16 protein-coding genes are annotated in these 12,629 nt (G+C 28.3%); 3 read left to right on the forward strand and 13 right to left on the reverse strand.

Annotated features, from left to right (window positions below):
- A partial coding sequence (locus OCV55_RS07580; protein WP_267309861.1) for a DUF6431 domain-containing protein occupies positions 1-238 on the forward strand: 238 nt, incomplete at its 5' end.
- A 259-nt stretch (positions 239-497) separates the two neighbouring features.
- A complete protein-coding gene (locus OCV55_RS07585; protein WP_096807543.1) occupies positions 498-692 on the forward strand; it encodes a hypothetical protein in 195 nt (64 codons plus the stop codon).
- 213 nt (positions 693-905) lie between these two features.
- On the opposite strand, the gene purF is transcribed toward OCV55_RS07585, so the two are convergent.
- The 5 genes from purF to OCV55_RS07610 all read right to left on the reverse strand — a co-directional run bounded on the left by purF (position 906) and on the right by OCV55_RS07610 (position 4,851).
- Positions 906-2,321, reverse strand: a complete 1,416-nt coding sequence (gene purF, locus OCV55_RS07590) for an amidophosphoribosyltransferase (RefSeq protein ID WP_147580261.1) — start codon at positions 2,319-2,321, stop codon at positions 906-908.
- Positions 2,322-2,405: 84 nt separating this feature from the next.
- A complete protein-coding gene (locus OCV55_RS07595; RefSeq protein WP_147580262.1) occupies positions 2,406-3,770 on the reverse strand; it encodes a PFL family protein in 1,365 nt (454 codons plus the stop codon).
- A gap of 11 nt (positions 3,771-3,781) precedes the next feature.
- Complete coding sequence (locus tag OCV55_RS07600) at positions 3,782-4,054, reverse strand: ACT domain-containing protein (protein ID WP_022000844.1); 273 nt, start codon at positions 4,052-4,054, stop codon at positions 3,782-3,784.
- A 98-nt stretch (positions 4,055-4,152) separates the two neighbouring features.
- The gene (locus OCV55_RS07605; protein WP_022000845.1) at positions 4,153-4,467 is read right to left on the reverse strand and encodes a PTS sugar transporter subunit IIB; all 315 of its coding nucleotides are present in this window, start codon (positions 4,465-4,467) and stop codon (positions 4,153-4,155) included.
- A 66-nt stretch (positions 4,468-4,533) separates the two neighbouring features.
- Positions 4,534-4,851: a PTS sugar transporter subunit IIB gene (locus OCV55_RS07610; protein WP_022000846.1), complete on the reverse strand. Its 318-nt coding sequence runs from the start codon at positions 4,849-4,851 to the stop codon at positions 4,534-4,536.
- Positions 4,852-5,016: 165 nt separating this feature from the next.
- Here OCV55_RS07610 and OCV55_RS07615 point away from each other — a divergent pair, with 165 nt between their 5' ends.
- A complete protein-coding gene (locus OCV55_RS07615) occupies positions 5,017-5,562 on the forward strand; it encodes a metallophosphoesterase family protein (RefSeq protein WP_147580263.1) in 546 nt (181 codons plus the stop codon).
- Between the two features lie 2 nt (positions 5,563-5,564).
- On the opposite strand, the gene OCV55_RS07620 is transcribed toward OCV55_RS07615, so the two are convergent.
- From OCV55_RS07620 to yqeH, 8 genes are all read right to left on the reverse strand, one after another.
- Complete coding sequence (locus OCV55_RS07620) at positions 5,565-5,900, reverse strand: helix-turn-helix domain-containing protein (RefSeq protein ID WP_022001265.1); 336 nt, start codon at positions 5,898-5,900, stop codon at positions 5,565-5,567.
- Between the two features lie 104 nt (positions 5,901-6,004).
- Positions 6,005-8,308 carry a peptidase U32 family protein gene (locus OCV55_RS07625; RefSeq protein WP_147580264.1) on the reverse strand — a complete coding sequence of 768 codons (2,304 nt, stop codon included), beginning with the start codon at positions 8,306-8,308 and terminating at the stop codon, positions 6,005-6,007.
- Between the two features lie 11 nt (positions 8,309-8,319).
- A complete protein-coding gene (locus tag OCV55_RS07630) occupies positions 8,320-9,006 on the reverse strand; it encodes a 5'-methylthioadenosine/adenosylhomocysteine nucleosidase (protein ID WP_119363370.1) in 687 nt (228 codons plus the stop codon).
- A gap of 4 nt (positions 9,007-9,010) precedes the next feature.
- The gene (locus OCV55_RS07635; RefSeq protein ID WP_119363369.1) at positions 9,011-9,724 is read right to left on the reverse strand and encodes a class I SAM-dependent DNA methyltransferase; all 714 of its coding nucleotides are present in this window, start codon (positions 9,722-9,724) and stop codon (positions 9,011-9,013) included.
- Entirely contained in the window at positions 9,724-10,065 is a 342-nt protein-coding gene (gene rsfS, locus OCV55_RS07640) for a ribosome silencing factor (RefSeq protein WP_147580265.1), read from the reverse strand. The genes OCV55_RS07635 and rsfS overlap by 1 nt, the downstream gene beginning before the upstream one ends.
- Positions 10,058-11,155, reverse strand: a complete 1,098-nt coding sequence (locus OCV55_RS07645) for a nicotinate-nucleotide adenylyltransferase (protein ID WP_147580266.1) — start codon at positions 11,153-11,155, stop codon at positions 10,058-10,060. Before OCV55_RS07645 ends, rsfS begins: the two co-directional genes overlap by 8 nt.
- Positions 11,152-11,439 carry a ribosome assembly RNA-binding protein YhbY gene (gene yhbY / locus OCV55_RS07650; protein WP_022001271.1) on the reverse strand — a complete coding sequence of 96 codons (288 nt, stop codon included), beginning with the start codon at positions 11,437-11,439 and terminating at the stop codon, positions 11,152-11,154. The genes OCV55_RS07645 and yhbY overlap by 4 nt, the downstream gene beginning before the upstream one ends.
- 13 nt (positions 11,440-11,452) lie before the next feature.
- Entirely contained in the window at positions 11,453-12,547 is a 1,095-nt protein-coding gene (gene yqeH / locus OCV55_RS07655) for a ribosome biogenesis GTPase YqeH (RefSeq protein ID WP_032090046.1), read from the reverse strand.
- Positions 12,548-12,629 lie beyond the last annotated feature (82 nt).

Raw genomic sequence — 12,629 nt, forward strand, 5'->3', positions numbered from 1 at the left:
GATCATTCATGCCTACTATGACCGCCATGTCGATATCTTTGATCGAAATCATACCATCAGAATATTACGCCTTAAATGCCCATCTTGTAATTCTACCCATGCTGTCCTGATTGAAGATACGATTCCTTATTCTATTGTTTCTTTTGATATCATCATTGATGTTTTAAAAAATAAAGATTTTTTATCGTCTTCTCATGTTTCCTTTATTATTGATTATATTTCTTTTTTTTGGAGGTAGACTCTCTATTGTTACTGTATCCAATGTTCTCAAGGATCTTAAATCTCCAAATGCAACCTTAGCTTTATCATTGTAGATGACAAATCAAAAAGAAGAATGAACACTACCATCGTTGAAAACAGAAATAAGACTATTAAACTTATCAAACATGCTTCGAATGGCTATCTGAACTGGGAAAGATTCCGTAATTGTATTCTCTACACTTTAAATGATGATACGACATACTATTTTACATGTATCAGAAAGGACAGAAATTAAAATGAAAAAAGTATTTACACTTGTTATTGATGAAAATAATGAACCAATTATTGTCGAAGAAGATGTAATTTTAGAAGATATTCTTAATAGTCTGGCATCGATTTCTAAGCGAATAGATGATATACAGCTGGCTCTAATAAAAAATGATGATGTTGATACATCATCAGATTTAGATATTTCCAAAATTGACTTCTAATGTATAAAGAAACGTGGGGCAAAATTTGCCCCACATCATTTGATAATTAAAATATGAGAAACCCCCTCGTTATTTTAAATTACCAATAAATATCGCTCTTTTAGGATATCTCTAATTTTAAGATGATCCTACTACCAACATCTAAAGAATACAGTAAAAATTGAAATATTTCAATAAATATGATCAATAATTGTTGAATAATATCAAAATAAATTATTTTTCAAATTTATTTGCTTTATCAAATGAATCATATAGATTAGTTACATAATTTCCATTAAAGCAAGACATACATAACCCACATGTATGTTCTTTTGAAAAATGAATAGATTTTTTTAATCCTTCTTCACTAATAAACGCAAGGCTATCAGCTTCAATATATTTACATAATTCTTCAACATTCATTTTATTAGAAATTAATTCTTCTATTGTAGATGTATCTACACCATAAAAACATGGAAATTTAATAGCTGGAGAAGCAATTCTAACATGTACTTCTGTTGCACCAGCATCTTTTAAATGTCTTACGATTCTTTTCGAAGTTGTTCCTCGTACAATTGAATCATCAATCATAACTACTTTTTTTCCACTGACAATTGCCGATACTGCAGACAGCTTCATTCGTACACCTTGTTCTCTCATTTCTTGAGTTGGTTGTATAAATGTTCTACCCACATATTTATTTTTTACCAATCCCATTTCATAAGGAATTCCTGATGCTTCTGAATATCCAATTGCTGCTGAAATCGATGAATCTGGGACACCAATAACAACGTCTGCATCGATAGGATTTTCATAATATAATTGCTTACCAGCTAATTTTCTTGTTGTATGAACGTTTATACCATCTAAATTACTATCAGGTCTTGAAAAATAAATATACTCCATAGCACATATTTTATCTTGTAATGGATCTTTTGTATAAATCTTACTTAATAATTTTCCATCTTTTACCCTAACAATTTCACCTGGTTCAACATCTCTTACAAATTTTGCTCCAACGACATCTAATGCGCATGTTTCTGATGCAAACACATAAGCACCATTTGGTAAAATTCCAATTGATAAAGGTCGTAATCCATATTTGTCCCTTGCAGCATAAATTCTATTATCAACCATGATTAAAAATGCAAATGCACCATCTAATTTATCTAAAGAAGTACATATTCTATCAATCATATGTCCACTTTGTCTTTTAATAAGATGCCCTAATACTTCAGTATCAGAAGTTGAGGAGAAAATGCTTCCTTGTTCTTCTAATTCTTGTTTTAGAATATTTGCATTAACTAAGTTTCCATTGTGACATATACTCATAGATCCTTGCATAGTTCTAAATACAAATGGTTGAACATTAGCAATTCCACCTCCACCAGCAGTAGAATATCTAACATGTCCAATAGCTGAACTACCTTGTAACTCTTTTAATTTATCTTGGTTAAATACTTCTGTAACAAGTCCTTCGCCTTTATGAAAAATCATTTTACCATTGTTTTCACAACAGATACCAGCAGCTTCTTGACCTCTATGTTGTAAGCTATGTAATCCATAATAACATATTTGTGATGCATCTTGATGACCAATTATCCCAAAAACACCACATTCTTCGTGTAATTCTCTATCCATATAATCCATATAATACCCCCGTGACGTAAATATTGTATAATGCAAATTTATTATCGTCAATATTTTTTATATATTAAAAAATTAGAGTTTCCTCTAATTTTTAAAACTATGAATTGGTGCTGGTATTCTTCCACCACGATTTATAAATTCTGAACAATCAAATTCATTAACAGGCATAATAGGAGCATAACCTAATAATCCTCCAAATTCAACCGTTTCACCTACATCTTTTCCAGTTACTGGAATGATTCTTACAGCTGTTGTTTTTTGATTGATCATACCAATAGCCATTTCATCAGCAATAATACCAGAAATAGTAGCTGATGATGTTTTACCAGGAATAGCAATCATGTCTAATCCGACACTACATACACATGTCATTGCTTCTAATTTTTCAAGTGTTAATGCTCCATTTTCTACAGCATTAATCATTCCTTGATCTTCACTTACAGGAATAAATGCACCACTTAGTCCCCCAACATAAGATGATGCCATTACGCCTCCTTTTTTTACTTGATCATTAAGTATTGCTAATGCTGCAGTAGTTCCAGGTGCCCCGACACTCTTTAATCCCATACCTTCTAAGCAATCTGCAATACTATCACCAACAGCTGGTGTAGGTGCAAGAGATAAGTCAATAATTCCAAATGGGATATTTAACATTTTTGAAGCTTCTTGAGCAACAAGTTGACCCACACGAGTAATTTTAAAAGCAGTTTTTTTGATTGTTTCGCATAATTTACCAAAATCTTCATCTTTACATTTTTCTATTGCGTTTTTCACAACTCCTGGACCACTTACACCAACATTAATAATACAATCAGCTTCACTTACACCATGAAATGCTCCAGCCATAAATGGGTTATCATCAGGTGCATTACATAAAACAACAAGTTTAGCACATCCAATTGAGTCATTTTCTTTTGTTAAATCAGCAGTTTCTTTAATAATTTCACCCATTAATTTAACAGCATCCATATTAATTCCTGTTTTAGTAGAACCAACATTTACTGAACTACAAACATTGTTTGTTACTTTCATTGCTTCTGGAATAGATTCAATTAAAAGTCTTTCAGCAGGTGTCATTCCTTTAGAAACAATAGCGCTATATCCCCCAATAAAATTAACTTTAAGTTCGGCAGCACATCGATCTAAAGTCTTAGCAATTTTAACAAAATCCTTTGTTGATTTACATGCATTAGAGCCTACAAAACCAATAGGTGTAACAGAAATACGTTTATTAACAATTGGAATACCATATTTCTTTTCAATTTCTTCACCCGTTTTAACTAAATCTTTTGCTACAGTTGTTATTTTGTTATATATATTTTTGCATAAAACATCAATATCATGATCCATACAATCTAATAAACTGATCCCTATAGTAATTGTACGTACATCTAAATTTTCCTGTTCAATCATTTTATTTGTTTCTGCAACTTCAAATAAATTAATCATTCTAATCTCCTTTAAATTCGATGCATTTTATTAAAAATATTTTCATGTTGTAACTTGATATTAACACCTATTTCATTTCCTAATTCATTAAGTTCATCACAAATAGCACCAAAATCTTTTGTTGCATTTTGTAATTCAATAATCATCATCATATTGAAATATCCTTGAATAATAGTTTGAGAAATATCTAAAATATTAAGTTTGTTATCAGCTAAATATGTACAAACTTTAGCAATAATTCCAACTTGATCTTTCCCAACAACAGTAATAATACCCTTTTCCATAATTATCCTCCTTATACTTTTGGAATATTATAGCATATGAAAAAAAATTAAAAAAGACTAAAATAAAAAACGACTGTTAAACAGTCGTCTCTAGTGAATTATTCACCCATCATAGCTTTAGCTTTTTTATAAACAGCTTCACCATTCATCATTCCATAATCTTTCATATCGATTACGTCACATGGTTTGCTTACACCAGCAGCTTCCATAGCTTTTTCAATAGTATTTTTTTGGAATCTAACTTGTGGGCCAAGTAAAATACAATCTACATCACCAACACGTTTTTCTCCTTCAGAAATTGGTAAAGCGAAGATTTCAACTTCATCACCCATTGCTGCAGCTGCTTTTTCCATTTTAGTTACTAATAAACTAGTAGACATACCAGCAGCACAAACTAACATAATTTTTTTCATAATAATAAATACCTTCCTTAACTAATTTTTTAAAGGGTTAACCCCAATTTTTACTATTTTATGTGATTAATCACCAATTAATTTTTTAGCCATTTCAAAAACAGCTTTACCATTCATTGTTCCATAATCTCTCATATCAATTACTTCAACAGGAATTGGTCCTTTTTTACGTCCAGCAGCTAATTTTTCAATAGCAGATTTTTGGAATCTAACTTGTGGGCCAAGTAAGATAACATCAACGTCTTCTAAAACTCTTGGTGCATCAGAAAATGGTAATGCGAAAATTTTTGCATCATATCCAGCATCTTTAGCAGCACCTTCCATTTTAGTTACTAATAAACTAGTAGACATACCAGCTGAACAAACTAATAAAATTTGTTTCATTTTTAACACTCCTTCTCATTTATAACCTATATATATTTTATCAATTATCCCTTTAAATGTAAACCCTTTCCGCTCTTTTTTTTCTATTTCAGAAAATAGATTTGAAATAGATTTTTTATTAAAATTAGACTATAATAATTTATATTGATATAATGGAGGTTTTTTATGAAGATACTTTTGGTAAGCGATAGCCATGGCTATGATGATGAATTAAAAAAAGTTTTAGAAAATGTAAAATGCGATCTAAAAATACATTGTGGAGATAGTTGCTTTGATAAAAATTCTCCATTTATAAAAGAATTTGCTGCTATTGTAGATGGAAATCATGATCAAGGTTTTTTCCCTTTAACTGCAACATTACCAACAGCATTAGGCAATATATTAATTACACATGGCCATAAATTTAATGTTTATGCAGGATATGATTATTTAGTTGAGTACATGAATAAAGCGGATATTCATATTTGTTTTCATGGACATACACATGTCCCACATTATGAAATATATAAGAATAAAATATTTATTAATCCTGGTAGTATTATGTTTAATAGAGGGCAATCTCAATGTGGAAGTTATGCTATTGTATCTGTTGATGATAAACTTCATGTTGATTTTTTTGACTCAAGAACACAAAAAAAAATACCCCAATCTTTAATTGATAAAGATCAAGATATTTTGAATGAATTTAAACGTTTTGCTTGTCAAAAATAATATTATTTCAAATGACGTTCTTCATTTCTTTTTCTTTTATATTCAATAATAAACATGATTTCTTTTAAATCATCATCAGGAAGTTCAGTAAGTAAACGAGCGATATTGGCAATATTATAATAGTCATATTTTTTCCCGCTCATAATTTCTTCTACACTTCTACCATATAAATTTGAAAACACTTTTAACTCGCTAACAGTAATGTCTCTTTTACCATTTTCTATATCGGAAATTGCAGAATGAGGAACATTTAAATGCGCAGCAACATCTTTTTGTGTTAAATGTTTAAAATTACGATATGAACGTAATCTTTTTGCTAATTCAGTATCAATCGCCATACAATAATCCTCCCATATAAAAATTTTAGCATTTTCATTAAAGACATTCAATTATATTTTTTTTAATTATTATTTTTAAAAAAAACATTTAATAAAAATTATTTTTATTTTGTAAAATATCCTTGAAAAATATCATAATTATTCTTATTTTTAGATAATAAATGTTTTGTAATATTAAGATAATCATTAACAATTGTTTGAATTTCTTGAGATGTTTCATCTAAAAAATTTAATAAAATATAATCCACATTTAGATCATTGATTTTATCAAAGTAAAAACGATGCGTATGTAAAACATAATTATTACAGTATTGATCTGTTACTATTTTAAAATTCATTTCTTTTCTATCTTTTAAACAATATTGATGTTGTTTACACAAATGACAGCCTTTTTGTTTTCTAGAAAAATAATGATTTGAAATAATACAATGTTTTAAATTCATATTAATAATTTGTGAGTAAGCTGTAAAATAAATGTCCTGATTTGTTTTAAAAGATTGTATATCATTTTTCGATGCTTCATAAGAAACAACAAATGGTAAATTGAATTCTTGAATTGCTTTATTATTTGTAATATTCATATGATATCCTAAGACTATATTTTTATCATTAACAAGATTCAATGCACCAAAATCATTCACTTGAATTGATTGACACTTTTGATAATAAACACTATTTAAAAATTCAATAAAATCTTGTTCATCATATAAAAATGGCACATAAGGTATATATTTATCGCATTGCGCTTGATATTGGTAAAAAGGTACAAATACTTGCTCAACACCATGCAAATCAAGCTGTTCAAGTTGAGAAATATCAGATACTTGAATTGCTATTTTCTTATGATCTTCTCTTTTTTTAGAAAGGCAATTAAATTGTTCTAAATCATTCATCTTTCTAAAAGACATATCTAACATTTCTTTTTCAAGTTTATCAATAGCCACTCTTCTTAAATTATTTAATTCTTTAATGGAAACAATTCCATCATTTGGAAAACGTATTGAACATTTTTCTAAATAAAAAATTGTATTTCCTAATTTAGATAATTGTTCTTTTATTCTTTCATTTGTTAAAGGTACGTTTTGTGCTTTTTCAATGTATTGATCGCTTTTAACACTAATTTTTTTATTTTTATAGATCACTGTTAATTGTAATGGTAAACCAATTAACCCAAAAACTTTCATTTGAATTGGTAATTTAATATGTTCATTTTTTATATATTTACTATTTTCTTCAACAATTTTTGCATCAACAACCTTATAAATATCTTGAAAATCCAATAACTGGTCCATTTCAATAGAAACAAGATCACCTTGATATGCAGTATTAACTAATCGATTATTTTTATATAATTTAGTAATTGTACGTGTAAAATCATTTTTAGGAAAATAAATACGATCATTTTGATAAAGGGTATCTGATAACTTAATATCCAGCATTTTTCTTTTTTTAGAATAATTAATCATTTTACCAATTTTGATGCCTTGGTTTCCAGGTATATCTTGTGCTAGATTAAGATAATCTTGAAATAGAAATCCCTGTGTAAATCCCCTATTAAATACTTTTTTCATCTGTAAAATATCAGGCGTGTAATTTTTTTGATCAAAATAATAATCTATAGCTTGACGATATGCTTTTACGACTTCACCAACATATTCAGGTCTTTTCATACGTCCTTCTATTTTAAATGATTTAATACCCGCATCAATAAGTTTAGGTACTTTTTCAATTGTACATAGATCCATTGGTGATAATAAGTATTTTTGTTTTTTGATTATTTTATTATCTTCTAATAAAGAATACGGCAATCTACACGGTTGACCACATTCGCCTTTATTCCCACTTCTTTTAGCAATCATTGATGACATTAAACATTGACCAGAATATGACATGCATAATGCACCATGAACAAACACTTCAATATCAATTGAACAATTATGACATATTTCTTCAATTTCACGAATGTTCATTTCTCTTGCAAGTACAACACGATCTACATTTTGTTTAGCAAAATATTTGACTCCTTCAATATTTCTAACACTTGCTTGTGTTGACATATGTATCTCTATATCAGGAAAATGATTTTTAATAAGAGAAAAAAGCCCCATATCTTGAATAATAAGAGCATCTACACCAATATGGTAAAGATATTTTAAATAATCAAAAATTTCATCGATTTCTGCATTATTATAAAGAGTATTTACAGTAACATATAATTTAACATTTCTTAAATGACAATAATCTACAGCCTCTTTTAATGCAGCATAATCAAAATTATGAGCAAACGCTCGTGCCCCAAATTTTTGGCCACCTAAATAAATAGCATTAGCGCCATTTTGAACAGCAGCGACTAATGCTTCAAAGCTCCCTGCAGGAGCTAATAATTCTATATCTTCTCTTTTTTTCATAAAAAACCTCCTTAGGCTTTTACTAATTCAACACATAATTTAGCCGAATTTTCACTAGCAATTTTTAAATATTCATCAAATTGCATAGAAGATTCACCATGACCATAAACATCCGATAAAGATCTTGTTATAATAAAAGGAACTCCAAATTTATAACAAGTATGTCCTATTGCAGAAGCTTCCATTTCTGAACATAATGCATTTGGAAAATCTTTTTTTATTTTAGAAACTTGTCCTTCTTGAGCAATAAATTGATCTCCAGAAACAATTAATCCAACATTTTCATGAATATTCATTTTATGAAGAATATCTTTTGCTTTATTAACCAAATTTTCATCTGCAGGAATAAATACAGGAAGTTCTGGTAATTCACCCATAGGACGCCCAAAAGCTGTTAAATCAACATCATGATATGCTACATGACTAGAAATTACAACATCACCAACATTTTGATAATCCTTTAAACCACCAGCAGAACCAATATTAATAACATAGTCAATGTCATAATTTGTAAGTAATAATGTTACACAAATAGCAGAATTTACTTTTCCTATTCCACCTTGTAAGATAACGACTTGTTTATTATCTATTTTTCCTTCGTAAAAAACACAATCTAAAATTTTATTTTCATGAATATCTTCTGTTTTATCTAACAAAGCCTTTACTTCTTCTTCCATTGCTCCAATAATACCTATCATAAAATCACCCCTTTTGACATACAAATATAACTCTTTCACATTCAGTATCATATTTAGAAAAATCACTATATAACTTAATGTTTTTAAAACCAATTTTTTCTAATAATTCAATATAGGTTTCAACATCATACGTTTTTTGATAATGTTCTTCATAAACTCGATCATTTTCTACTTTATCAATAATTTCTACACTATGTTTTACATATCCTTTACTGATACGATCAACATGCCAATGAAAATAAAAATCATCTTCATCATTTTCTTCATCATAATCTTTTAAAATTGTTTCCATTTTATACATAGAATCAATATCAAAAATAAATGATCCACCTTTTTTTAAAGCATTATACGTATTTTCAAATACTTGTTTTACATTTTTTAAATCAATAACATAATTTAAAGAATCACATAAACAAAGAATAAGATCTAATTGACTATCAACTGCAAAATCACACATATCAATACGTGATAACATCACATCCACTTTAAAATCAATACATTTGTATTTAGCAACCTCTAACATATCTTTTGAAATATCTGTAGCACAAACTTGTTTTCCTAAATGAGCCAAACGTATTGCAATTTCTCCTGTACCACATCCAAGCTCTAATACAGTTTGATAATCTTTTACATGCTCATTAATAAATTGAATATAATCATTATAAAAATTTTGATCCATTAAACTATCATAATAATAGGCAAATGCTTCGTACGACATTATAAAATATCCTCTACTTGGACAAATGGCTTATCAGACCATAGTTTTTCAATTCCATAATTTTTTCTTTCTTCTGGATCAAATAAATGAACAACAATATCACCGTAATCCATTAAAATCCATTTACAATTTTTTCTACCTTCAATATTTTTTACATAGTATCTTTCTTTATTACAAGCATCTTCAATATGATCTTTTAATGCAAGAAGTAATCTTTCGTTACTTGCACTTGCAATTACAAAATAATCACAAATAGGACTGTCAATTGACATATCAATAACAACAATATCCTCTGCTAATTTTTCATCTAATACTTTTACAATTGTTTTTAATTTATCCATTTAAATCTCCTTTACAATATACTTGATAAACATCAAAAAAACATTCATCAATAGGTCTATTTTTCTTCTTCGAAAATTTATAAAAATTCTTTAGTTCTCCTTTAAAACCTTCTATGATATCTTCCTTACATAATGCAATTTGTTTTGAAGAATCATATCCTCTTAAAGGATCAAGTTTATCTGCACAATATACGCACATATCTAACAAGGACATGTTTGTTGAAGCTGTTGTGTGATGACGAATTGCTTGTAATATTTCAGCATCTTCAATCATAAAATCTTTTTGTGCTAAATATGTTGATAACCATTGATGATAAATTGCTCTTGGTTTATCAACATATTTACTAAAATACTTTTCCATCAAATCATCTTCTTGTTTTTTATCCATTTCTTTGGCAATATCATGCAACATTCCTGCAATATATGCTTTTTTACCATCAATTCCATTTTCAACAGCAAATTCTCTAGCAAGTTTTGCAACAGAACATGTATGCTTAAATCTTTTTTCGCTCATATATCCTGAAACAAAATTTTCTAAATATAAGCCATTTTGAAATGCATATGTATAAACATTTCGATCAACGATTTCTTTATTTCCCTCTTTAAATTGAGTGCTTGATTCAGCCGTTGAATCAGCTTGAATAAATTCAAAATGATAATCATTTAAAACATCATTTTTTTGATATCCTTTTCGATTAAAAGCTACTAATTGAACAAGTTCACTAATTTCTTTAGCAGATTTCCATTTATCAAATTGGCTTGCCTGATCCATTCCCATCATAAAATAGAGCTGATCATTTTTATATATTTTTTTTAATTCTTTAATTGTATCTATCGTATAATTTTTTTTATTATCTTGTCGATCAATTTCTAATGTACAAACTTCACATTTTGAATTATCTTTAAGAGCAATTTGAATCATTTCTATACGTTGTTGATTATTTGCAACACTGTCTTCTTTCCAAGGATTGTGTTTGGTAGGTACAATTAACATCTTATCAAGTTGAAGAGCTATAATTGCTTCATTAATGATTCTTGTATGACCTAAATGAATAGGATCAAAAGAGCCTCCAAAAATTCCTATTTTCATGGTAAACGATAAATTTCCTTTTCGCTTTCACGGTATAAAATGATTGTACGCCCTAATATTTGAACAACTTCAGCATCAGTTTTTAAAGATAATTCTTGTGCGATTTCATTTTTATCTTGTTGACAACTTTCTAAAATTTTTACTTTAATAAGTTCTCTTGATTCTAAAGCTTCATCAATTCCAATAATTTGATTTTCATGTAAACCATCTTTTCCAATTTGAAAAATAGCGTTTAAATGATGCGCTTCATGTCTTAAAAATCTTTTTTGTTTTCCAGTTAACATAATATATCCTCCTTTAAATTAACGCTTCTCTTATAAAGACTCCAACTTGTTCGGGAGCTTTCACTTCTATTAATGCATTTGGACAATGAATTGTCACAAATCCTAATCCTGAAATAACAACATCGACTTTATTTTCAGGTAATCTAAATTGATATGTTTTAAATGATTGAATATCTTTTAATTCTTCAACTTCAGGTTTTAATGTTTTATGTCGATTATAAAGAGCATCCGCATTTTCTAATTTTGTACGGTGAATTTGCAATCTTCTATGAAAATAACATGTCATCGATGTTTTTGAACCATTTAAAAAATCTAAACGTGCTAATCCACCAAAATATAAAGTTTGTTTACAATTCAACTGATAATTAACAGGTCGTAATTCACTTTGTGGTAAAATATCTTTTAATGTATTTTCATCAATAAGATGTGCTATTTGATGTCTATTGACAATACCTGGACTATCATAAATGGACGAATTTTCATCTAATGGAATTTCAATAAGATCCAATGTTGTACCAGGAAACTCACTAGTTGTAATTAAATTATCTTGAACATCACTATAGGCTTTCAATAAAGAATTGATTAAAGATGATTTACCAACATTAGTAACTCCTACAACATAAACATCTCTACCTTTTCTATATTGATCGATCATTTGCATTAATTCATCTAAATGATAATTCTTTTTCCCACTTGTAAGTAACACATCTAACGGTTTAATTCCCTCTAATTTAAGTTGTCTTCTCAACCAATGAATAATTTTCGTATCTTTGATTGAACGAGGTAAAATATCCCTCTTATTACCAACAACAATGACATCATTATAATTAATATGACGAACCAATCCTTGAATTAAACTTCCATTGAAATCAAATAAATCAACAAGATAAACAACTAAACAATCCTTTTCTCCAATTTTATTCAAAATTTCAAGAAAATCATCATCTGATAAATTTGTTGCTTGTAATTGATGATAGTTTTTTAAACGAAAACATCTTTTACATAATACTTGACTTCGATCTAGTGCATTTTTAGGAACAAAACCAATCTTTTTTTCATCTTCACTTTGAATAATAGCTCCACAGCCGTAACATCTTAACTCTTCCATAAATTACCTCTCTTTATCACATAACAATTGTACTCTATTATACTTGATTTTTAAAGAAATGTTAAGCAAAAGAAATATTAAT

Source organism: [Clostridium] ammoniilyticum (assembly GCF_025566905.1).
Lineage (GTDB): Bacteria > Bacillota_I > Bacilli_A > Erysipelotrichales > Coprobacillaceae > Faecalibacillus > Faecalibacillus intestinalis.

Excerpts from the sequence above, each read along its gene's own strand:
- OCV55_RS07585 (WP_096807543.1), top strand. The coding sequence starts at position 498 with ATGAAAAAAGTATTTACACTTGTTATTGATGAAAATAATGAACCAATT.
- purF (WP_147580261.1), bottom strand. The coding sequence starts at position 2,321 with ATGGATTATATGGATAGAGAATTACACGAAGAATGTGGTGTTTTTGGG.
- OCV55_RS07595 (WP_147580262.1), bottom strand. The coding sequence starts at position 3,770 with ATGATTAATTTATTTGAAGTTGCAGAAACAAATAAAATGATTGAACAG.
- OCV55_RS07600 (WP_022000844.1), bottom strand. The coding sequence starts at position 4,054 with ATGGAAAAGGGTATTATTACTGTTGTTGGGAAAGATCAAGTTGGAATT.
- OCV55_RS07605 (WP_022000845.1), bottom strand. The coding sequence starts at position 4,467 with ATGAAAAAAATTATGTTAGTTTGTGCTGCTGGTATGTCTACTAGTTTA.
- OCV55_RS07610 (WP_022000846.1), bottom strand. The coding sequence starts at position 4,851 with ATGAAACAAATTTTATTAGTTTGTTCAGCTGGTATGTCTACTAGTTTA.
- OCV55_RS07615 (WP_147580263.1), top strand. The coding sequence starts at position 5,017 with ATGAAGATACTTTTGGTAAGCGATAGCCATGGCTATGATGATGAATTA.
- OCV55_RS07620 (WP_022001265.1), bottom strand. The coding sequence starts at position 5,900 with ATGGCGATTGATACTGAATTAGCAAAAAGATTACGTTCATATCGTAAT.
- OCV55_RS07625 (WP_147580264.1), bottom strand. The coding sequence starts at position 8,308 with ATGAAAAAAAGAGAAGATATAGAATTATTAGCTCCTGCAGGGAGCTTT.
- OCV55_RS07630 (WP_119363370.1), bottom strand. The coding sequence starts at position 9,006 with ATGATAGGTATTATTGGAGCAATGGAAGAAGAAGTAAAGGCTTTGTTA.
- OCV55_RS07635 (WP_119363369.1), bottom strand. The coding sequence starts at position 9,724 with ATGTCGTACGAAGCATTTGCCTATTATTATGATAGTTTAATGGATCAA.
- rsfS (WP_147580265.1), bottom strand. The coding sequence starts at position 10,065 with ATGGATAAATTAAAAACAATTGTAAAAGTATTAGATGAAAAATTAGCA.
- OCV55_RS07645 (WP_147580266.1), bottom strand. The coding sequence starts at position 11,155 with ATGAAAATAGGAATTTTTGGAGGCTCTTTTGATCCTATTCATTTAGGT.
- yhbY (WP_022001271.1), bottom strand. The coding sequence starts at position 11,439 with ATGTTAACTGGAAAACAAAAAAGATTTTTAAGACATGAAGCGCATCAT.
- yqeH (WP_032090046.1), bottom strand. The coding sequence starts at position 12,547 with ATGGAAGAGTTAAGATGTTACGGCTGTGGAGCTATTATTCAAAGTGAA.